At 42.6% G+C, this 22,448-nt stretch carries 21 protein-coding genes and 1 other annotated feature; of the genes, 18 read left to right on the top strand and 3 right to left on the bottom strand.

What is annotated here, in order from left to right; genetic code table 11:
* Positions 1–92 precede the first annotated feature (92 nt).
* From ccpA to EL241_RS07750, 7 genes are all read left to right on the top strand, one after another.
* A complete protein-coding gene (gene ccpA / locus EL241_RS07780; RefSeq protein ID WP_003755513.1) occupies positions 93–1,100 on the top strand; it encodes a catabolite control protein A in 1,008 nt (335 codons plus the stop codon).
* A gap of 42 nt (positions 1,101–1,142) precedes the next feature.
* Positions 1,143–1,354 (top strand) — a binding site (T-box leader).
* 430 nt (positions 1,355–1,784) lie between these two features.
* Positions 1,785–3,041, top strand: a complete 1,257-nt coding sequence (gene tyrS / locus EL241_RS07775; RefSeq protein WP_126320475.1) for a tyrosine--tRNA ligase — start codon at positions 1,785–1,787, stop codon at positions 3,039–3,041.
* A gap of 47 nt (positions 3,042–3,088) precedes the next feature.
* The gene (locus EL241_RS07770; RefSeq protein ID WP_036103818.1) at positions 3,089–3,655 is read left to right on the top strand and encodes a TetR/AcrR family transcriptional regulator; all 567 of its coding nucleotides are present in this window, start codon (positions 3,089–3,091) and stop codon (positions 3,653–3,655) included.
* A gap of 106 nt (positions 3,656–3,761) precedes the next feature.
* Positions 3,762–4,829, top strand: coding sequence for an ABC transporter permease (locus EL241_RS07765; RefSeq protein ID WP_036103820.1), 1,068 nt, complete (start codon positions 3,762–3,764; stop codon positions 4,827–4,829).
* Between the two features lie 5 nt (positions 4,830–4,834).
* Positions 4,835–5,497, top strand: a complete 663-nt coding sequence (locus EL241_RS07760; RefSeq protein ID WP_003755522.1) for an ABC transporter ATP-binding protein — start codon at positions 4,835–4,837, stop codon at positions 5,495–5,497.
* Positions 5,498–5,516: 19 nt separating this feature from the next.
* Positions 5,517–7,013, top strand: coding sequence for a phytoene desaturase family protein (locus EL241_RS07755; protein ID WP_036103833.1), 1,497 nt, complete (start codon positions 5,517–5,519; stop codon positions 7,011–7,013).
* Complete coding sequence (locus EL241_RS07750) at positions 7,010–7,858, top strand: phytoene/squalene synthase family protein (RefSeq protein ID WP_036103837.1); 849 nt, start codon at positions 7,010–7,012, stop codon at positions 7,856–7,858. The genes EL241_RS07755 and EL241_RS07750 overlap by 4 nt, the downstream gene beginning before the upstream one ends.
* Positions 7,859–7,916: 58 nt before the next feature.
* Here the strand turns inward: EL241_RS07750 and rpsD are convergent, their stop codons facing one another.
* Positions 7,917–8,519 carry a 30S ribosomal protein S4 gene (gene rpsD, locus EL241_RS07745; protein WP_003755529.1) on the bottom strand — a complete coding sequence of 201 codons (603 nt, stop codon included), beginning with the start codon at positions 8,517–8,519 and terminating at the stop codon, positions 7,917–7,919.
* 274 nt (positions 8,520–8,793) lie between these two features.
* On the opposite strand from rpsD, the gene EL241_RS07740 reads away from it, so the two are divergent.
* The gene (locus EL241_RS07740) at positions 8,794–9,270 is read left to right on the top strand and encodes a GNAT family N-acetyltransferase (protein ID WP_126320474.1); all 477 of its coding nucleotides are present in this window, start codon (positions 8,794–8,796) and stop codon (positions 9,268–9,270) included.
* A 59-nt stretch (positions 9,271–9,329) separates the two neighbouring features.
* Here the strand turns inward: EL241_RS07740 and EL241_RS07735 are convergent, their stop codons facing one another.
* On the bottom strand, positions 9,330–9,818 hold the full coding sequence (locus EL241_RS07735) for a free L-methionine (R)-S-oxide reductase MsrC (RefSeq protein ID WP_036103840.1): 489 nt from the start codon (positions 9,816–9,818) through the stop codon (positions 9,330–9,332).
* A 263-nt stretch (positions 9,819–10,081) separates the two neighbouring features.
* Between EL241_RS07735 and EL241_RS07730 the strand changes: the two genes are divergently transcribed.
* From EL241_RS07730 to argF, 9 genes are all read left to right on the top strand, one after another.
* A complete protein-coding gene (locus EL241_RS07730; RefSeq protein WP_003755534.1) occupies positions 10,082–11,785 on the top strand; it encodes a septation ring formation regulator EzrA in 1,704 nt (567 codons plus the stop codon).
* A gap of 93 nt (positions 11,786–11,878) precedes the next feature.
* Positions 11,879–13,024 carry a cysteine desulfurase family protein gene (locus EL241_RS07725; protein WP_036103843.1) on the top strand — a complete coding sequence of 382 codons (1,146 nt, stop codon included), beginning with the start codon at positions 11,879–11,881 and terminating at the stop codon, positions 13,022–13,024.
* Positions 13,024–14,232 carry a tRNA uracil 4-sulfurtransferase ThiI gene (gene thiI, locus EL241_RS07720; protein ID WP_003755538.1) on the top strand — a complete coding sequence of 403 codons (1,209 nt, stop codon included), beginning with the start codon at positions 13,024–13,026 and terminating at the stop codon, positions 14,230–14,232. Before EL241_RS07725 ends, thiI begins: the two co-directional genes overlap by 1 nt.
* A gap of 77 nt (positions 14,233–14,309) precedes the next feature.
* Entirely contained in the window at positions 14,310–15,140 is an 831-nt protein-coding gene (locus EL241_RS07715) for a DNA/RNA non-specific endonuclease (protein ID WP_003755540.1), read from the top strand.
* Positions 15,141–15,338: 198 nt separating this feature from the next.
* Entirely contained in the window at positions 15,339–16,370 is a 1,032-nt protein-coding gene (gene argC, locus EL241_RS07710) for an N-acetyl-gamma-glutamyl-phosphate reductase (RefSeq protein WP_126320473.1), read from the top strand.
* A 12-nt stretch (positions 16,371–16,382) separates the two neighbouring features.
* Positions 16,383–17,579 carry a bifunctional glutamate N-acetyltransferase/amino-acid acetyltransferase ArgJ gene (gene argJ, locus EL241_RS07705; RefSeq protein ID WP_003755545.1) on the top strand — a complete coding sequence of 399 codons (1,197 nt, stop codon included), beginning with the start codon at positions 16,383–16,385 and terminating at the stop codon, positions 17,577–17,579.
* A 15-nt stretch (positions 17,580–17,594) separates the two neighbouring features.
* Positions 17,595–18,347: an acetylglutamate kinase gene (argB, locus tag EL241_RS07700; protein WP_003755547.1), complete on the top strand. Its 753-nt coding sequence runs from the start codon at positions 17,595–17,597 to the stop codon at positions 18,345–18,347.
* On the top strand, positions 18,344–19,495 hold the full coding sequence (locus EL241_RS07695; RefSeq protein WP_036103849.1) for an acetylornithine transaminase: 1,152 nt from the start codon (positions 18,344–18,346) through the stop codon (positions 19,493–19,495). The genes argB and EL241_RS07695 overlap by 4 nt, the downstream gene beginning before the upstream one ends.
* Positions 19,496–19,501: 6 nt before the next feature.
* Positions 19,502–20,443 carry an ornithine carbamoyltransferase gene (gene argF, locus EL241_RS07690; protein WP_036103851.1) on the top strand — a complete coding sequence of 314 codons (942 nt, stop codon included), beginning with the start codon at positions 19,502–19,504 and terminating at the stop codon, positions 20,441–20,443.
* Positions 20,444–20,489: 46 nt separating this feature from the next.
* Here argF and EL241_RS07685 read toward each other — a convergent pair whose 3' ends face one another.
* Entirely contained in the window at positions 20,490–21,293 is an 804-nt protein-coding gene (locus tag EL241_RS07685; RefSeq protein ID WP_126320472.1) for an NAD kinase, read from the bottom strand.
* Positions 21,294–21,430: 137 nt separating this feature from the next.
* Between EL241_RS07685 and sppA the strand changes: the two genes are divergently transcribed.
* Entirely contained in the window at positions 21,431–22,447 is a 1,017-nt protein-coding gene (gene sppA, locus EL241_RS07680) for a signal peptide peptidase SppA (RefSeq protein ID WP_036103853.1), read from the top strand.
* The last annotated feature ends 1 nt before the right edge of the window (position 22,448 follow it).

The raw sequence follows: 22,448 nt of genomic DNA, 5'->3' as shown, positions 1-22,448 counted from the left end.
AAGCTTTAAAACTATCGTATTATATAGTGAGAGCAATATTGTTTGCGTTTTCAAAACGGAGATAAATTTTAGGTAATGGAGAGTGAATAGAGATGAATGTGACCATTTATGATGTAGCTCGTGAAGCTAACGTATCAATGGCAACTGTTTCTCGAGTGGTCAACGGGAATCCGAATGTAAAGCCTGTGACCAGAAAAAAAGTATTAGACGTGATCAATAAACTTGGGTATCGCCCGAATGCAGTAGCACGTGGACTTGCTAGCAAGAGAACCACGACGGTCGGTGTTATCATCCCAGATATTTCAAATGTATTTTATGCAGAATTAGCTCGCGGGATCGAAGACATTGCGACGATGTATAAATATAATATTATTTTAAGTAATTCGGATGAAAACGAGATGAAAGAACTTCAAGTTCTGAACACATTGCTAGGGAAACAAGTGGACGGGATCATTTATATGGGGGAACGTATTTCCGAACAGCTGCAAGAAGAATTCGACCGTTCTCCAGCGCCAGTCGTACTTGCCGGTTCAGTGGATCAAGCTAATAAACTTGCTTCGGTAAATATCGATTATCGGGAAGCAACAAAAGCTGCTGTAAAACGCTTTATTGAAAACGGTCACGACAAGATCGCCTTTGTGATCGGTTCTTTAAACGAGCCTGTCAATCGTGATCTGAAACTGGGCGGTTATAAAGATGCATTAGAAGAAGCTGGCATTGCCTACGACGAAACTTATGTATTAGAAGCGGACTATAATTATGCAGCGGGTGTCAAAGCTTGGGAAGAACTAAGCAACCTTGCGCATACACCAAACGCTGTAATTGCAGCTGATGACGAACTAGGTGTAGGTATCTTGAATGCCGCTCTTGACGCTGGTGTCAGTGTTCCTGATGACCTTGAGATCATCACTAGCAATAATACGAAATTGACATTGATGACAAGACCTCAATTATCGACAGTCGTACAACCACTATATGACATCGGTGCGGTAGCGATGCGTCTGCTTACGAAATTGATGTCCAGTGACGAAGTAGATGAAAAAGCAGTGATCCTGCCGCACAGCGAAAAGTTCCGCGGCACAACAAAAAACAAATCTTGACAGTCATAAATAGGATATGATATATTTATGAAAATTTCATAATGCAAAGCAATGAACGGACGAAGTAGTCGCTTTTCCCTATTTCAGAGAGCTGGTGGTCGGTGTGAACCAGTATAAAAAAGTAGATGAATTACATCCGGGAGCATATTCACGCAGGAAATGGCGTGAACGGTGAAAAATCGTTATCTTATCAAGTGGGAAACTTCGAACCAAGTTTCCAACAAGGGTGGTACCGCGTATCCAACGTCCCTTCGTCATTGACGAGGGGACGTTTTTTATTGCAACTGTTCCGCCGAGAGGCAGTTACAGTTGCAATACAAGATCGAGCAGAGCGAGAGGTTGATCCATGAAGAACTGTTCCGCCGAGAGGCGGTTACAGTTGCAATACAAGATCGAGCAGAGCGAGAGGTTGATCCATGAAGAACTGTTCCGCCGAGAGGCGGTTACAGTTGCAATACAAGATCGAGCAAAGCGAGAGGTTGATCCATCGAGAACTGTTCCGCCGAGAGGCGGTTACAGTTGCAATACAAGATCGAGCAAAGCGAGAGGTTGATCCATGAAGAACTGTTCCGCCGAGAGGCGGTTACAGTTGCAATACAAGATCGAGCAAAGCGAGAGGTTGAGCCATCAAAAGATAAGTCCACTTCATCGCATTTCAAAACACACCAACCAAGGAGGAAAAAAATGAATATCATTGAAGAACTAAAATGGCGCGGAGCCGTTTACCAACAAACAGACGAGGAAGGCTTGAAGGAATTAGTAGAAAAAGAATCGATCGCGCTATATTGCGGAATCGATCCTTCCGGTGATTCTATGCATATTGGTCACTTGATTCCGTTTATGATCTTGCGCCGCTTCCAAAAAGCTGGACATACACCGATCGTGTTAGTCGGCGGGGCAACGGGGACTATTGGGGATCCAAGCGGTAAAAAAGAAGAGCGTCAATTGCAAAGCATTGAACAGATTCAAAAAAACGTGGAAGGTCTGCGTAGTCAGCTGGGTCAAATTTTTGACTTTGAAGGTGCGCATGCGGCGAAAATGGTCAACAATTATGATTGGACCAAAGAATTATCGATTCTAGACTTTTTAAGAGATTTTGGGAAAGAATTCAACGTGAATATCATGCTTTCTAAAGATGTTGTTGCTTCCAGACTCCAAAACGGAATCAGCTTTACGGAATTCAGCTACCAAATTTTACAAGCAATGGACTTCTTACATTTATACCAACACGAAGACTGTCGCCTGCAGATCGGTGGAAGCGACCAGTGGGGCAATATCACAGCCGGACTCGACTTGATCCGTAAAAAAGAAGGCGACAAAGCGAAAGCGTTCGGCTTAACGATCCCGTTATTAACAAAAGCAGATGGTACAAAATTTGGGAAAACAGAAGGCGGTGCTATTTGGATCAACCGCGAAAAAACAACGCCGTATGAGTTTTACCAATTTTGGATCAACACGGACGACCGCGATGTCGTTAAATACTTAAAATACTTTACTTTCTTATCGCAAGAAGAAATTGCCGAGTTAGAACAAAAAATGATAGAAGCACCGCATTTGCGAGAAGCACAAAAAAAATTGGCTGCAGAGATCACTACATTTGTTCATAGTGAAGAGGATCTAAACCAAGCTATCAAGATTTCAAACGCTTTATTCAGTGGGGATATCGCTTCGCTGACCGCGGAAGAAATCGAACAAGGCTTCAAAGATGTTCCGACCATCCAAGCTACCAAAGAAGATGCTAAATTAGTGGATTGGCTAGTAGAAAGCGGAATAGAACCTTCCAAACGCCAATCACGCGAAGATATCTCCAACGGTGCCATTTACTTGAATGGCGAACGTTGTCAAGACTTGGAAAAGGTTATCAGTAGTAGCGATCGCATTGAGGATAAATACTTGATCATCCGTAAAGGAAAGAAAAAATATTTTTTGATTCAATATTAATAAAGAGTGAATTTGCTGGGTGAGAAAAAGGCAGAGGAGGGAAGCAGATGGATCGAAAAGCAGAATGGAAACTGACGCATGAAAAAATCTTAACAGTAGCGACGGATCTATTTATGAAAAATGGGTTTAAAGCAACGTCTACACGTGAGATCGCGAAGCAGTGTGGAATCACGCAGCCTAATTTATACCACCACTTTAAGAATAAAGTCACTATCTATCTAGCTGTTATTGAGACGTTGACGAGTTCGGTCAGTCAGACGTTACAAGAAATGGCGGCTGAAAAAGGAACAGCGCAAGAACTGCTGTCCCGCATGATCCACTTCTTGCTTGCCACCCATCCAGCAAATTTAACAATGATGATTCATGATATCAACAATGAATTGGATGAAAAAGCAAAAATGGATATGTTTACTTTATTTCAGCAAACGTATAGTCGTCCATTTCAGCTTATTTTTGAAAATGAGTCGCTTCGTTCTGGCGTCACGGCCGCCCAAGCTGCTAGTTTTGTACTTACCAATATCAGTTATTTGCTCAATATGAAAGAATTACCGCAAGAAACGGTCAACAAGCAAGTGGAGCTGACAATCGATCTTCTTCTTCATGGGATTATGTAAAAACTTGTCAGGAGCCAAAGAAAAAACCAATTGTACTAATTGGTTTTTTCTTATTCATTTTATTTATCGAACGATAAGTGATAAAGTTTTAGCGAGGAGGGATAGTATGTTTTTAGGGATCAATGAGATGCGCTATACAAAATTTAAATATCTACTGATCATAGCGGTGATCGGATTGATCGGCTGGCTGATTTTTACGATCAACGGTCTGGCAAATGGACTAGCGGAAGGAAATCGAATGGCAGTGGATCAATGGAAAATCGAGGGAGTCGTTCTTTCGAAGGAAGCCAATAAAAATTTGACAGGTTCCGCTTTGAAAGCAGGTATTGCAGATAAAGTTAACCATGCTAAAGCAGTAACACCTGTAAGTCAGACTTCTGCAGTTATTCAAGGAACGGATGAAGCGCAATTAAACATCAATTTGTTGGGGATTGAAAAGAATGCTTTTATAACACCAAAACTAACAAAAGGAAAACTATTTCAGCATAAGAAAGAAATCATTGTTTCTGATGGTGTCCTTAAAAAGGGATATCGGGTAGGAGACAAGGTGAAAGTAGGCGCCGATAAGGAAAAATGGAAGATCGTTGGCGCATTTGCGGACAGTTCACTGAATTTGGCACCGGTAGCCTATAGTTCCATGACCTCTGTCCAGGGAATCAAATCTGCTGGGCCAAATACGAACATGGTCAATGGATTATTGATCCGTGCAGCGGATATTTCTAAAGTGAAAGTCAAAGCCGCCAATACGGAATTATTGCCGGCCAATACGTTTATTGAAAACTTACCCGGCTATCAAGCCCAAAATCTGACGCTGCAAACGATGAATTATTTTCTGATCGTGATTGCCTCTTTTGTAATCGGTATTTTTATTTATATCATGACCTTGCAGAAGCAAGCGATTTTTGGGGTCTTGAAAGTACAGGGGATTCCAACCGCTTATCTAGCACGTTCGGTCGTGGCGCAAACATTTGTCCTTGCTATGATCGGTATTGTGATCGGCTTTATACTTACGGTCGGAATTTCACTTGTCATGCCAGATACACTGCCCTTCCGCTTAGACTATTTGAAATTGCTGAGTGATATGGGATTGATACTGCTTGTTTCTGTTGTTGGCAGTCTGGTATCGATTCGGACGATTGTGAAAATAAATCCTTTAGTAGCGATAGGAGGTTGACAGAAATGACAGCAATATTGACAATGCAAGATGTGACGAAATCATTTGGAACGGGTCATACGCAAGTGACCGCAGCCAAGCATATCAACTTTACAATGGAAGAAAATGAATTGGTTGCGGTGATTGGACCGTCTGGTTCTGGGAAAAGCACTTTTTTGACATTGGCGGCAGGTTTGCAGATGCCTTCAGAAGGAGTGGTCCAAGTCGGTGATCAGCCGCTCCACCAACTTTCAAAAAAAGAACTGGTTCAGCTGCGTTTCCATGAGATTGGCTTTATCCTGCAAAACACAAATTTAGTTCCTTTTTTGACAGTGAAAAAGCAATTTGAACTAATTAATAAAATTAACAAAAATAAATCGACAAAATATGTGGAATTACTGGAATCTTTGGGTATAAAAGAGTTAATGGACAAATTCCCTCAAGAATTATCTGGTGGAGAACAACAGCGGGTCGCGATCGCGATCGCTTTGTACCACGATCCGCAAATTATTTTGGCAGATGAGCCGACAGCGAGTCTTGATTCCGAACGTGCTTTTGATGTTATGCGGATATTGGCAAAAGAATGTAAGCGAACACGCAAGGGGATCATTATGGTAACGCATGATGAACGTCTTTTAAGTTACTGTGACCGTGTAGTACGAATGAAAGATGGTGTGCTTACAAATTGATAAAATGAAGGAGCAGGAAATGACGAAAGTGACAATTATCGGGGCTGGCGTGGCTGGTTTGTGTGCCGGGATCCGATTGCAGAAGCAAGGCTATCAAGTGACGATTTATGAAAAGAATGATAAACCGGGCGGGAAAATGAATCAAATCAAAAAGAATGGTTTTACTTTTGATCTGGGCCCAACGATCGTAATGATGCCGGATATCTACCGCGAAGTTTTTACAATGGCAGGGGAAGATCCGGAGCTATATTTAGACATGCAGCCTTTAAATCCGATGTATACCGTTTTCTTTGGGGAACAGTATGAGGAGAAATATGGCGTTTCCTCGGAACTGAGCGAGCTGATGAAAATGCTGGAAGGAATCAGCGAAGAGGATGCGCAAGGCTTTCTGCAGTATCTGCAAAATATTTATAAACGTTATTTGACAGCGAAGAATCACTTTATTCTAAAATCCTTCAATCGCTTTAGCGACTTTTATAATCCGAATACGATTCGTCAAGGACTCAAATTAAAAACTTTTGATACTGCGGAAAAGTCGATTGGGAAATACGTGAAAAATGAACGGATTCGCAATATGTTGAGTTTCCAAACGCTATACATCGGGATCTCTCCTTACCAAGGACCATCGATTTATACCATGATCCCGATGATCGAATTGCTATATGGCATTTGGTTTATCAAAGGTGGCATGTATACCTTAGTGGAAAGTCTAGTAGCTGTTTATCAGAAGTTAGGCGGCGAACTCCATTGTGAGGCAAATGTCGAGGAAATCATCGTGGAAAATAAGGTTGCGAAAGGAATCCGCGTGAACGGTAGCGTTATTGCAAGCGATGTCGTGCTTAGTAATGCAGATTATCCTTACACAATGAAACATCTGCTCAACACAACGGCAGCTGAAAATCAAAAAAGACAAAAGCAGGTAGATAAGTATGAATATTCCTGTTCCTGTTTCGTTATTTATCTAGGGTTGTCGCATAAAGTCTCCACATTGAATGTACATAATTTTTTCTTTGCTGAAGACCTGAAAACAAATCTCGAAGCCATTTTTGCAGGGGAGCGTGCCGAAGATCCATCTTTTTATGTTTACTTAGCTTCTATGTTAGACGCAGAATTAGCGCCAGAAGGAAAGGAAGGTATGTATGTTTTGGTGCCGGTTCCTTCGCTAGATAAACAAGACTGGACGGAAGCAGATACGAAGTTTTATCGAGATAAAGTCATGACCGCGCTTAAAAAGGTAGACGGCTTTGCTACTATCGAAGCGGATATCGAGCTGGAGATGTACACGACACCGCTCGACTTTCGCGATAAATTCCATGCTTATAATGGAGCTTGCTTCGGTTTGAAGCCAACGCTTAAACAAAGCAATCATTTGCGACCGCAAAGCAAGGATAAACACATCAAAAACCTCTATCACGCTGGCAGTAGTACGCATCCAGGTGCCGGAGTGCCAATCGTGATGACATCAGCGAAATTAGCCGCAGAAGCCATAATCGCAGATGAAGGAGAGAGAAGATGAGTAAAGAATTAAAAGCCGACTTCGATTACTGCCGCAAAGTCATTAAAACGAATTCGACGAACTTTTACCGTGCCTTTTCAAAAATGGATACAGAAAAAGCGAATGCGGTTTTTGCCATTTATACATTTTGTCGAAAAATCGACGATATTACAGATGATGCGGAACTGACAATAGCCGAAAAGAAAGCGCGTTTATTGATGTGGGAAAACATCTTGAAGAATCGAGCAGCTTATACAGAGATTGCTGGTGTGCAGGCACTTGATGCTACGATTTCTGCATATCGGATCGACGTTGACCTATTGCAAGAACAAATCGTTGGTCAACGCATGGATCTGGATTTTGAACAGCCATCTGATATGGAACGATTTTTGGAATATTGTTATTTTGTAGCTGGAAATCTGGGTTTGATCTTGCTGCCCATCATTTCTGTGCAGGATCAGCAGGTATGGAGAAAGGCGTGTGTCGAGCTCGGAATAGCCATGCAGATCACCAATATATTGAGAGACATCGGCGAAGATTATCAGCAATACAAGCGGATCTACTTGCCGAAAAGTATCATGACACGCTTTGGTTATTCCGAGGCTGAAATCGCAGCGCAGGAGATCAATGGGAACTTTGTAGCGTTATGGGAACATTTAGCAGAGGAAGCAGATCAGCGTTATGCGTTTTTTGAGAGGGAAAGATATAATTTAGAGCAAACCGTCGAAGTCAGTGTTTTGTTCGCTGCTAGAAGCTATAATGAAATCTTGAACAGCGTGCGGAATAATGATTATGATTGTTTCACGAAGCGGGGATATGTATCGAAGCTAAAAGCAAGGGAGATCTACCGACAGTTGATTGGATAAAAAAAGAACTCTTAAACAAAAGTTTAAGAGTTCTTTTTCGATTGCCGCTATTTCGAGATTAACGGCTGTAGAATTCAACGATGAATGCTTCGTTGATTTCAGCTGCAAGCTCAGAACGTTCTGGCAAGCGGTTTAATGAACCTTCTAATTTTTCAGCGTCGAAAGTAACATATTCCGGAACGAAATTAGATACATCTAAGCTTTCTGCGATAGAAGAGTTTTTAGCAGATTTTTCACGAACAGTGATCACTTGACCAACAGAAACTTGGTAAGAAGGGATATCTACACGTTTGCCATCTACTTGAATGTGACCATGGTTAACAAGTTGACGAGCTGCACGACGAGTGCGAGCAAGACCAAAACGATAAACAACGTTATCAAGGCGTTGTTCCAAAAGGATCATGAAGTTTTCACCTTGTTTACCTGGTAATTTACCAGCTTTATCAAATGTATTTTTGAATTGACGTTCAGTCAAACCATACATGTGACGAAGTTTTTGTTTTTCTGCTTGTTGCAAACCATATTCAGATAATTTTTTGCGTTGGTTAGGACCATGTTGTCCCGGAGCGTACGGACGACGCTCTAATTCTTTACCAGTACCAGAAAGTGAAATGCCTAGACGACGAGAAACTTTCCAGCTTGGACCAGTATAACGAGCCATTAGAAGACTCCTCCTTTAATTTGTTTTTAGTATAAAAACAAACAAGACAAGCAACCAAATAAGGGCAGTTTATCTTCATATACCTTCACCTTTGCAGCCGCTGGTTACACAATATACCACAGAAAATTCTGGGGATAAACAACTTACTTATTTTTTACTCATGCTGCGTTTTACACAAATTTCAGTATAATATAGTTTAGGCTCTTTTGTCAACTGGGAGTTGTGAGGAGCTGTTTTTTCATGCTAAACTAGGATAGCAAAGGAGAGATGCAAGGTGATAAGAATAAAACAAGCAACTACGAGAGAAGAGGCCAATACAATCGCAGTTCTAGCAAAAAAAGTGTGGGAGCATACCTATATCCCGATCATCGGCAAAGCCCAGGTCGACTATATGCTGGATAAGTTCCAATCCGCTGCGGTGGTCTGGGAAAGCATCGAAGCGAGCATATATGACTATCGACTGGCCTACATAGAAGATCAGTTAGTTGGCTACTTAGCTTTCCAGCAAAAAGAAGCAGAAGTTTTCATCAGTAAATTATATGTCGATCCGGACAGACAAAAGCAAGGAATCGCAAAACGATTATTTGCGGAAGTGAGTGATCAGTCCATCATTCGTCTGACCGTTAATAAATATAACACCGTTGCGATCCAAGTTTACGAGCATATCGGTTTTGAGAAAGAAGAGGCTGTGGTTGCAGAGATCGGTAAGGGCTATGTGATGGATGATTATGTGATGGTGAGAAGGCAATAAAAAAAGACCTATCGATTCGATAGGTCTCAGATTATCCGAAAAGCGCGTTGCTTTTTATTTCATAGCTGATTATCCACAATAATATCGCGAATCTGTTCCAACCATTTTTGATCCACTTCATCAAAGCGTCCAACTTCTGGGCTGTCGATGTCCAAAACACCGATCAGTTCGTCTTCGATCGTGATCGGCACGACGATCTCGGATCTGGAAGCAGCGTCGCACGCGATATGTCCAGGAAAAGCATTGACATCTTCAACCAGATACGTGGATTGCTCTGCCGCAGCAGATCCGCAGACACCTTTTCCTAGTGGGATTCGAATGCAGGCAGGTAAGCCTTGAAACGGTCCTAATACTAATTGATCGCTACTTTCTTCATATAAATAAAAGCCGACCCAATTGATATTTTCTAAAGCTTGATTGAGGAGTGCAGAAACATTGCTGAGATTAGCGATCAAACTGGTTTCTCCGTCGATCATTGCTTTTATTTGTTTCGCACAAAGCGAGTAATTTTCTTCTTTGGAGCCATTGTATTTTGCGATTTCGATCATGGACGATCCCTCCATCTTCTACAGTCTGAGTATTATAATACGTATAAGTATAGCACATTCACTTTCGCTTGGTTATAAACATGCTTATATTTTGAAAAAAGCGTTCTTTTTTTCAAATAAGAGAAGTAATTCTGTGAAAATCGTGTTAAAATAATAATTGTGTATCCTGTTTATAGGAATAGAATCGAAATCAAAACGTACATAGAGCAAAAGCAACGAAACGGCTTTTTCTTTCAGTAGTGAATCTGATAGGAGGATATAGAATGTTCATATATATATTGCTTGCATTCGTCGTAATCGTCATTGCTATTTTAGTGAGCGGTTACTTATTAAAAAAGAGACATTATCAACAAATCAATGAATTGGAAACGAAGAAAATCACTTTATACGACCGGCCGGTGATCGATGAACTTGGAAAAGTGAAAAAGCTGAAACTAACAGGTCAAACAGAAGAACTATTTGAATCATGGCGGGAATCTTGGGATGAGATCGCGAGTAAATTATTCCCTGACTTAGAAGAGACTTTTATGGAAGCAGAAATGCATGTCGATAAATACCAATTCCGAGCAGCGACGAATGTGGAAAACGATATTGAACAAATGCTCGCTGTAATCGAAAAACAAATGGATTCCATTTTAGCCGGCTTACATGAGTTGCTTCAAAGTGAAGAAAAAAATGCGGAAGAGAGCCGCACGACCAAAGAAAAATTTGCCGGTTTAAGACGAGAAGTCTTGACACGTGGTTTCAAACTCGGCAATACGCGTGCGGAGATCGAACAAAAGCTGGATCAATTAGCACTTGAATTAAATGAATACGACCACTTGACTGATCAAGGGGACCATTTGGAAGCTCGCGAAAAAGTCAAGCATGTCCAAGTGGAACTACAGCAAGTCGAAGTCGAAATGGAAAAAATCCCGAATCTGCTTCATGAAACAGAAGTTGCGCTTCCGGATGATATCGGCAAGTTGAACGAAGGTCATGAAGAAATGGTAAGAGATGGCTTTTACTTAGCGCATTTAGAGATTCCAAGCGAAACGAGCCGGATGCGGGAGCAACTAGAAAAACTCCGTGCGACGATTCAAAATTTGGATTTGGAAGCAGCAGAAGAAGGCGTTGTAGCTTTACATAAAGAGTTGGATCTGTTCTACGATGAATTGGAAAAAGAAGTAACAGCCAAACGATTTGTGAAAGATAATCGTTCTGTGATCGGCGAAAAAATCACCAATCTTATTCAAGTTGCTGATTCCGTCGCCGTCCAAATCGAAGAAGTCAAACAAACGTATCATGTAGGAGAAGACGAACTAGCCACGTATTTGAAAACGAGCGAGAAGTTAGAAAAACAAAGTGAATCCTACGAGCAAGTAATTACCTTATTGCAAAGCAACGAGATCGCTTTTTCTGCAGCGCAAGATACATTCAAAGAGATCGAGATCGCTCTAAATGAAATTACATTGGAGCAAGATGAATTTACCGGAGAATTACGTTCGCTCCGCAAAGACGAATTAGAAGCCCGCGATGCTGCAAGCGCGATGCGCAGAACAGTCATCGGGCTGGACCGCAAGATCGAACGTGAAAGACTGCCGGGACTCCCAGAAGATTACGTTCAGTGGCGCCTGCACTTAGGCGAATCCATCGACAACCTGGAAGCTGCTTTAGAAGCGAAACCATTGAACATGAAAACAGTTTCGCAGCATTGGCAAGTGGCGGAAGAGGATCTCAGACACCTTACAGAAAAGACAGAAGAAATGATCGAAAACGTGCAGTTGGTCGAACACGTTATCCAATATGCGAATCGTTACCGTTTATCCAATCCGGAATTAGCAGAAAGTCTTTCAGGGGCAGAATATCATTTCTACGAAGATTTCCAATATAAAAAAGCTTTGGAAATCGCCGTTACGGCTTTAGAGAAAGTCGAAAGTGGCGCCTTTAAGAAAATCGAAAAGAAATATACGGAACAAGATAACTGATCGAACTGGCTATGCCCCCGAGCATAGCCAGTTTTTATGTCTTGACAGATGTGATAAAATATATATGGTATAAATTCGGAAGCGGGGAAAACAATGATTTATTTTGATAATAGTGCGACAACTAAACCCAAAGATGCGGTTTTAGAAACATATACAAAAGTGGCGCAGCATTATTTCGCAAACCCAAGTTCATTGCACCGCCTAGGCGGGAAAGTGGATGAGTTGCTGACGGAAGCGCGCAAACAGATCGCTAGTATGCTTGCTGTGAAACCAGCAGAAATCATTTTTACTTCGGGCGGGACAGAGAGCAATAACCTGGCGATCAAGGGAATAGCACGAGCGTATCGTGCCAGAGGAAACCACATCATCACCTCGAGCATCGAGCACCCTTCTGTGCGGGAAGTGATGCAGGAGCTGGAAACGGAAGGTTTTCAAGTCACTTATTTGCCAGTAGATAAGGACGGACGCGTTTCGCCAAGCGATGTAAAAACAGCGATCACGCCGGAAACGATCTTGGTATCGATTATGTATGTGAATAACGAAGTCGGTAGCATTCAGCCGATTCAAGCTATTGGAGAAATACTAGAAAAGTATGAGCAAATCAAGTTTCATGTCGACAATGTCCAAGGAATCGCCAAGGTGCCACTAGACATAGAAGACGCGCATATCGATCTTTTATCGATTTCCGGGCATAAGATTCATGCGCCGCGCGGAATCGGGATTTTATATAAGCACGAAAAAGTTAGTCTACATCCAGAAATGCTGGGGGGCGGGCAAGAAAATGGCTTACGCAGTGGCACGAGTAATGTGGCTGGCGCAGTGGCTTTTGCGAAAGCATTGCGACTTGCTTTTGATGAGGAAAAAGCAAAGGCTAGCGATCTGCGTGAAGTAAACAAGTATCTGCGCGAGCAACTCACTGATATCCCAGCTATTACTATCCATACACCTGCTGAAAATGCAGCACCGCATATTTTATGCTTTACGGTAGCAGGCAAACAGCGTGGCGAAGTCATCGTGCATGCACTGGAGAAAAAAGATATTTATATCTCGACAACAAGTGCCTGCTCTTCCAGACAAAAGTTAGCCAGCAGCACCTTAAAAGCAATGGGTGTAAGTGATAACGAGGCAACAGGTGCAGTACGAGTAAGCCTCTCGTATGAAAATAGAGGGAGCGAGGCAAAGGTTTTTATCGAAGCATTGCAAGAAGTTATTGAAAATCTAAATAAAGTGGTGAAATAATGGAATTTGATAGAATCGTTATACGTTATGGAGAATTATCGACCAAAGGAAGAAATCGCAAACAATTTATCAAAACACTAGCGCATAATGTGAAAACAGCGATCTCCGACATGCCGGAAGTAAAAGTTTACGGAGAGAGAGACCGGATGTATTTGATTTTAAATGGAGCAGATCCGACCGCTATCGAAGCGCGTCTGCGTCCGATATTCGGGATCCAATCCTTTAGTCCGGCTATTCGTACCGAATTAGATGTAGAAGAAGTGAAGAAAGCGGCGGTCGTGTTGATGACCGAACTGCAGGAACCAAATTGGACATTCAAAGTGGCAGCAAGAAGAAGCTATCGTGATTTTCCGCTTGATACGAATGGAATCAATCAAACAATCGGTGGTCATGTATTAAATGCTTTTCCTGATTTGAAAGTAGATGTGAAACAACCGGTAGTCAAGTTAACGATCGATGTTCGTAAAGAAGGTGTTTTTCTTTCAGCGAAACATATTTTAGGAGCAGGTGGTCTGCCAGTTGGAACCTCTGGCAAAGCAATGCTGATGCTTTCCGGTGGGATCGATAGTCCGGTCGCTGGTTACCTAGCTATGAAACGCGGCGTGGATGTGGAAGCTGTCCATTTTCACAGTCCGCCCTATACGAGTGAAAAAGCGAAACAAAAAGCAGTGGATCTAGCTGCGACATTGAGCAAATACGGCGGTGATGTCCGTATGCACGTGGTCCCATTTACAGAAATTCAAGAAACGATCAAACAACAGATTCCGGAAAGTGTGATTATGACAGTCACCAGACGAATGATGCTCCGGATCACCGATCAGATCCGTCAAAAAGAACAAGGGCTTGCGATCATTAATGGAGAAAGTCTAGGACAAGTAGCAAGCCAAACCTTAGAGAGCATGACGGCTATCAATGCGGTTACAGCAACGCCGATCATTCGCCCTGTAGTAACAATGGATAAAAACGAGATCATCCAGATCGCCAAGCAAATCGATACGTATGACCTCTCCGTACAGCCATTCGAGGATTGTTGCACCATTTTCACACCACCATCGCCGAAAACAAAGCCCAAGCTTGAAAAAATCGAGCGATATGAAAGCTTTGTTGATTTTGAGCCGCTGATCCAAAAAGCAGTAGAAGAAACGGAAAGCTTTGTGGTCGAAAGCAGCCAAAAACAAGCAAAAACCGAATTTGCCGATTTATTTTAAAAGGAAGATGATCAGGCAGGAAGACGCTTTGAACGAAGCGTCCAGCGCCTGATCTTTTTTTAGAAAGGAAAGAGACAATGAAACGAAAATCACCGTGGATCAGTTTGATCATTATCGCGATCATTGCTATTTCAGCAATTTTCAAGATCGATATTTTAGGAGAACTTGGTTTATCTGATCAACCGCAAAAACAGAAACAAACCATTACACGCTCCAATAATGCCCCGCTTTCCAATGCGGTGGATCAGACTGTATATAAAAAGTTGGCAAGCAAAAATTATCAATCAGGAGAAGCGCCCTACATAGAAGTGAATAATGGGCAAAGCAATTTGGATATCCGCAAGTGGAAAGAAAATCGCGTGATTTACGGAAACCTCGATAAATGGAACCGGACAACCTATGTGACAGCGTTTATCGATCGCAAGAACTTAGGTAAATCGAAAGGACGCGACCGCCAAATCTGGCAGCCGACTGGTTGGCACCAAAAGGAGATTGACGGCATGCCGATCTATAACCGTGGTCATTTGCTGGCGTATACATCCAGTTTCAATTTTGATCAAGACGGTAATTATAAAACCGGCGAACAAGGTAGCATCGATAATCCGAAAAACTTAGCTACGCAATCGCAATTTTCAAATCAGCATACGCAGACTTATTTTGAAAACAAGGTCCGAAATGCCCAAGCGATTCGTGGCAATAAAGTGATCTATCAAATCGTTACCGTCTTTCGTGGACAAGAAAAAATGCCGCGGGGCTATTGGCTTCAAGCAGTCGATAGTAAAGGAACTCTCCATTTCAATGTCTATAACTGGAATGTCCAACCGGGGATCGTTTTTAATTATGCGACTGGAACTTCCAAAGTAGCTAAGCAGATGAAAGTATCCACCGATAATCATTTAGCCGAATAGGAAAAAGAACATACCGCGTTGCATGTTCTTTTTTTTTTGCGCTAAAATTTCAGAAAAAACAATAAAATGTATATAAAATACAAATAATATGTATAAAATCCAATTAAATCGTATATATAATTAATAAAAAAACATTTGACATTATATTTATACATAACTATAATGAATATATTCCAATAAATGTTAGGGGGAAACAGAATGAAGGTAGCGATTGTCGGAGCGACGGGATATGGTGGTTTAGAATTGATTCGTTTACTGCAGCAACATCCCGATGTTGAAATCGTTTCACTACATAGCACAACGGCAGCAGATCAGCTGATTACTTCTCTATATCCTCATTTAGCTGGTCAGCACCTTCCTCCTTTAGAAAGAATCGACCCTGAAAAAATCAGCCAAACCGTGGACCTCGTTTTTCTAGCAACACCAAGCGGGACTTCCAAAGACTTGGCGCCAGCTTTTCTCGAATTAGGTATGAAAGTGATTGATCTATCAGGCGATTTTCGTTTGAAAGAAGGAGCACTTTATCAACAGTGGTATCAGAAAGCACCGGCCGCAGATTTATATTTGCAACAGGCCGATTATGGTCTCACAGAGTTTCGTGACGATCCAGCAGCGACATTCGTTTCAAATCCAGGCTGTTATGCGACAGCTACTCTGCTAGGTTTAGCTCCGCTTTTGCAACACCAGCTGATTGAACCATATTCTATCATTGTGGATGCTAAGTCTGGGATCTCCGGTTCTGGCAAAGCACCAACACCACTCACGCATTATTCAGAAGTAAATGACAACCTCATTTATTATAAGGTCAATAAACACCAGCACATTCCGGAGATCATGCAGCAGATCAACAAATGGGATGCTTCCGTTCCAAACATCCAATTTGCGACTGCATTGCTACCAATCACTAGAGGGCTGGTAGCCACTATATATGTGAAGCCCAAGCTGCCGATAACAGAAGAAGCGCTCTTCGCGTACTATCAGCACCTTTATGAGAAAAAGGAATTTGTCCGAATGATGCCTGCGGGCGAACTGCCGACAATCAAACAAGTCGTCGGCTCCAATTATTGTGATATCGGTATCACGTATAATCCACAAACAAATACACTTGTGATCTTGGCAGTGATCGATAATCTGATCAAAGGCGCTGCGGGACAAGCAATCCAGAATTTAAATGTAATGAATGGATGGGAAGAAACTAAAGGATTGGGTTTTGTTCCAGTGTATCCATAAGGAGGAAAAAACTTGGAAATTATCGAGGGAGCAATCGATTCGCCAAAAGGCTTTCATGCAGATGGAAAGTTTGCTGGCTTAAAGAGAAAAAGAAAAGATATCGGCTGGATTGTTTCCGAAGTGCCAGCTTCTGCAGCTGCCGTATATACAACGAATATCATTCAGGCAGCACCGATCGCAGTGACGAAAGCATCTATCCAGCAAGATGGAACGTTACAGGCAATCATCGTCAATAGTGGTAATGCCAACGCCTGTACAGGGAAACAAGGCACAGAAGATGCTAAAACGATGCGCCGTTTGACTGCCGAACGGTTACAGTTATCAGAAACGGACGTGGCGGTTGCATCTACCGGAATCATTGGTGAAACACTACCGATGGAGAAAATCACAACAGGGATTAAAATGCTGGAAACAAACGTACAAAATGGCAAAGCGTTTCAGCAAGCGATTTTAACCACGGATACCTTTGAAAAAACAATTACCTGCAAAGCTGTGATTGATGGAAATGAGGTCACGATGTCCGGCGTTTCCAAAGGTTCAGGAATGATTCACCCGAACATGGCCACGATGCTGGCATTCATCACCACGGATGCTGCTATCAGTCCGTTGCTTTTGCAGCAACTATTGAAGCAAAAAGTGGATCAAACCTTTAATCAAATTACGGTGGATGGCGACACATCAACGAATGACATGGTGATCGTCATGGCTAATGGTATGTCGGGAGCAGCGGAGATTTTTCCGAATACTGAGGCTTATGAGATTTTTACAGATATGTTTCACACGATTTGCGAGTTTTTAGCCAAACAGATCGCGCGAGATGGGGAAGGCGCAACGAAACTAATTGAAATCAATGTCAAAGGCGCGACTAATTCAGAAGATGCACGAATGATCGCGAAAAAAATCGTTTCCTCGAGTCTGGTTAAAACCGCTATTTTCGGTGGAGATGCGAACTGGGGCAGGATCATTTGTGCGATCGGCTATTCAGGCGGCAGGATCACACCGGATAACATTACCATCAAAATCGGAGATACGATGATCTTGCAGCAAAGTGAACCCGTCGAATTTTCGCAGGCAGAGGTAGATCTGTATCTACGCCGGGAACATATCGTCGTGGATGTCAATTTGCATATCGGCATCGCCTCGGGGACTGCTTGGGGCTGCGATTTAAGTTATGAATATGTCAAAATCAATGCGTGTTACCACACCTAAAAGGAGCTGACTTGGATGAAAGATATAATTGTGATCAAGATCGGCGGTGTTGCAAGCGCTAATTTGACGCCGGCATTTTTCGAACAAATCAAAGCATGGCAAGAAGCAAACAAGAAAATAATCATTGTGCATGGCGGCGGACATTATATTTCCAGTATGTTAGAACGGTTGGCGATCCCTATTAAGACGAAGGACGGGATTCGTGTGACAAATGAACAAACACTGGAGATCACAAAAATGGTGTTGATCGGCCAAGTACAGCCGCTTATTATGACCGCTTTCCAAACTCAACATATTCCGGCAGTTGGCCTCAATGCTGGGGATTCCGGAATCATTTCTGCTAAGAAAACCGCAGACCCCTCATTGGGTCTAGTAGGAGAAGTGACAGCTGTCCAAACGGAAGTGATCGAGCATCTATTAGCCGCTGATTTTGTGACAATCATCGCACCGCTAGGGATTACCGAAACATTTGACTGGCTGAATATCAATGCAGATATAGCAGCTTGTCAAATCGCAACCGCCATGCATGCCGAGCAGTTATTTTTACTCACAGACGTCGCTGGTGTCCAAGTAGCCGGAGAAGTGCAAGCGGAAATCACAACAAAAGCAATTACAAAGTGGAAAGAGGACGGTACTATTTATGGTGGCATGGTTCCTAAACTAGCAAGTGCTGAGGCTGCGCTGCAAGGAGGCGTAGAGCAAGTTATTATCACCAATCACTTGGCAAATGCAGGAACAACGATTAAAAGCGAGGTGACGGTTTCATGAAAAATGTCTTTCCGAATTACAAGCGTTATCCGATCGAATTAGTAGAAGGTAAGGGGACAAATGTCAAAGACGCCCAAGGCAAAACGTATTTAGATTTTACAAGTGGTATCGCTGTCTGCAATTTGGGTCATGTTCCTGATTCGGTGAAAACAGTTGTAGAAGCGCAGTTGAACAAAATCTGGCATACATCGAATTTATATGAAAGTTCACTGGAAGAAGAAGTTGCTGCGAAGGTCGCGCAAAACGAAGCATATCAAGTTTTTTTCTGTAACAGTGGGACTGAGGCGAATGAAGCGGCAATCAAATTAGCACGCAAATACACGCACAAAGAAAAAATCATCAGTTTCACCCAATCCTTCCACGGACGAACATTTGGTTCCATGAGTGCGACAGGTCAGTCGAAAATCAAAGAAGGCTTTGGCAAACTCGTTCCTGGATTTGAATTTGCTACCTTCAATGAAAATAGTGCTCTTGAACAGATCGATGAAGATACGGCGGCAGTTTTCATTGAATTGGTGCAAGGAGAGGGTGGCGTAAATGAAGCAGATCCTACCTGGGTACAAGCGATCCAATCAAAATGTGAAGAAACAGGGGCATTGTTGATCGTAGATGAGATCCAGACTGGGATCGGTCGCACCGGAACGCGATATGCCTTTGAACAATACGCTATTTCACCAGATATTTTTACATTAGCAAAAGGGTTAGCAAACGGATTTCCAATCGGAGCAATGGTAGGAAAAAATAAATTGGCGGAAGCTTTTGGCCCTGGAAGTCACGGTTCTACTTTTGGGGGAAATAAGATAGCGCTTGCTGCTGCCAAGCAAGTTTTGACAGAAATCGATCAGCCAGCCTTTTTGGAAGAATTGAACATAAAAGCAGCCGATTTTAAAAAACAACTGACGGCTTTAGTAAAAGGGCTTCCCGGTTCAGAAGTCCGTGGGAAAGGCTTTTTGCTTGGGATCGAACTCCCAGGACCAGCGGATGAAGTCATCGCAGCCTGCCGAGAAAACGGACTACTTGTGCTGAGTGCTGGTCCAAATGTGCTTCGTATTTTGCCGCCACTCACGGCAACGGAAGAAGAGATTACAGCAGCACTTGCTATTTTAAATGATGCTTTATTAGAAAAATGGATGATACAGGAAGGGTGAGCGAAAATGTTGGAGATGAAAAAAAGTTATCCCAAAGATATGCTTTCGCTGTTAGAATGGTCGAAAGCAGAAATCGAAGAATTGATCCAATTAGCACTGGAAATGAAAACCAATCCCAAACACTTCAGTCATGCACTGAGCGGGAAAATATTAGGCCTTATTTTTGATAAGCCCTCCACGCGGACGCGGGTCTCTTTTGAAGCAGGTATGCTGCAATTAGGTGGACAAGCAATTATGATGAACGGAAAAGAGTTGCAACTAGGAAGAGGAGAGCCGATCGCTGATACAGCGAAAGTCCTGTCGAGTTACATAGATGCATTGATGATCCGGACATTTAGTCACGAAGAAGTGGAGACGTTAGCCGAGCACGCTACGATCCCAGTTATCAATGGTTTGACTGATTTGCATCATCCCTGTCAGGCGCTGGCAGATCTGCTGACGATGTATGAATGGAAAGATGATCTCACGAATGTGAAAGTCGCATTCATCGGCGATGGCAATAACGTCTGCCACTCGCTGTTATTGATTTGCGCGTTAATGGGCATCACGATCCACTGTGCGATCCCTGATGCTTACCAGATCGACGCCACGATCTTGGAGAAAGCACATCAGCTGGCGGCAGAAAGTGGAGCAGAGATCGTCGTTACTGCCGATCCAGTTAAAGCAGTAACGGATGCCGATTTCATTTATACGGATGTGTGGACGAGCATGGGGCAAGAGAAAGAAAATCAAACCAGAATGGGGATTTTCTACCCAACTTATCAAGTCAACACAGCATTGGCTGCTTATGCGAAACCGGATTATAAGTTTCTGCATTGCCTACCCGCTCATCGCGAAGAAGAAGTGACAGCGGAAATCATTGATGGCGAACATTCTGTATGCTGGCAACAGGCCGAGAATCGTCTGCATGCGCAGAAGGCTTTGTTGCAGTTGGTGCTACAACATTAAAAAATGGGAAAACCACTAAGAAAAGTGGTTTTCCCATTTTCGTATGCTACAAAAAATTCCGCTTCACTTTATCCCAAAATGAATTTTTAGGCAGTTTGATAATATTGATGAATCGGTCGCCCACTTCCAAATGAATGTCATAAATATGCTGAATGCTCAGTGCTTCTCCATCCATGCCAATCAATGGGAATTCATTATGCCCTAATTCGGAAGCCATCTTTAAGTGCAGCTTCCGCTTAGAACTAAGCAGGAAAGAAGACCCCAACGTCCGGAAACGATTATTGTTCAGGGAGGCAAGTTCACTTACCTGCATGGAAGGCAGTAGCGGGTCAATGATCGAGCCATGCACGGATTTATTATAGGCTGTGCTTCCAGTCGGCGTGGAAATAACCATGCCATCACCACGGAATGTCTCAAATAAACTTTCATTGATAAAAACATCTAACGTCAAAGTTCGGATCGTAGAAGAGCGGATATTGAAATCATTCAACACATAAAAAGCTTTGGTGTTATTGACCGTCCCGTGGATCGTCGGATATTTACGAACAAGCCAGCGTTCTTCTGCTGCGGCTTTGATGATCTCATCGAGCTGATGGATATGAAAATCACAATACTGTCCCAATTGTTCCGTTAAAGCAATTCCTGCATACAGGCAATCCGTTCGAAAACCAGTATCCCGTACTGCTTTCAAAAAGGCACTGTCGCCGCCGATGCTGATGATCACATTCGCTTCTTCAGGATCGGCCGTGATGTCGTAGCCATAAGACTTGGTTATCTTTTTCAATTCTCTGACTTTTTCATGCAGCTGTTCGGTTTTACGATAAAAAAAATAAAAGGTTGTTTGTGGCATAGTACTTCCTCCTTCTTTATCCTTTGTGTCCAGTATAGCATGAAAGCAGCAAAGTTGCCTTTATTTTACTGATAGTTGATAGGGAGCCTGAATCTTGCTACTATTAGTGTATATCTTATGAAAAGGGGTCAATACATATGAATGCAAAACGATGGGTCGCGCTTGCGTTAGTGGCAGGTTTACTACTGGTAAGCGGGTTAGTAAAAATCACCACCAGTCTTTTAGCAGCCGACCAAGAAACTAAACCAAGTTTCATTGATTCGCTGCTGGCGGATGAGGATACATTTGATGAAAAAACGCTAGAAGAAGGCGACGGAGATGCTCGAATCGCAGTTTTGTCTGTTGACGGAACCATCCAGGATACTGGAGAAGCTAGTTCGCTTTTCGGAAGCAGTGGCTATAATCATGCTGCCTTTATGAAACAACTAAAACAGATCGAAGCAGATAAATCGGTAAAAGGAATTTTGATGTATGTGAATTCTCCTGGCGGTGGAGTAATGGAGTCTGCGCAGATCCGCGACAAATTACTGGAGGTCAAGAAGAAAAGAAAGCTTCCTGTCTATGTTTCAATGGGAAGCATGGCAGCATCCGGTGGCTATTACATTTCCACAGCAGCGGACAAGATCTTCGCAAGTAAAGAAACTTTGACGGGTTCGCTTGGCGTGATCATGCAGGGCTATGACTACAGTGGACTGATGAAAAAAGTCGGGATCTCCGATAATACGATCAAGAGCGGCGCACATAAAGATATCATGAGCAGTAGCCGTCCCATGACAAAAGAAGAGAAAAAAATCATGCAGCAGATGATCAATGATTCGTATGATGAATTTGTAAATGTCATTGCTACTGGCCGCCATATGTCGAAAGAAAAAGTTCGGAAGATCGCGGACGGACGCGTTTATGATGGTAGACAAGCTAAAAAAATCGGGTTGATCGATCAATTCGGTTATAAAGAAGATGCGATCCGTGCACTTAAAAAAGAAAAAGGACTGCAAGATGCTGATGTTTTTGAATATCAGCAAACTGGCGGAATCGAAAGTTTATTTTCTGCCTCGGTAAAAGGAATCGTCAGCCCGAATGCAGAATTGCTTTCTTTCTTAAAAATGAGCGGAAATATAAGTGCACCAAAAATGATGTACTTGTATGGAAAATAAG

It is taken from the genome of Listeria grayi (genome assembly GCF_900638015.1).
Lineage (GTDB): Bacteria > Bacillota > Bacilli > Lactobacillales > Listeriaceae > Listeria > Listeria grayi.
Note: the sequence above shows the minus strand (reverse complement) of the source record. Positions and strands in the feature narration are given on the sequence as shown.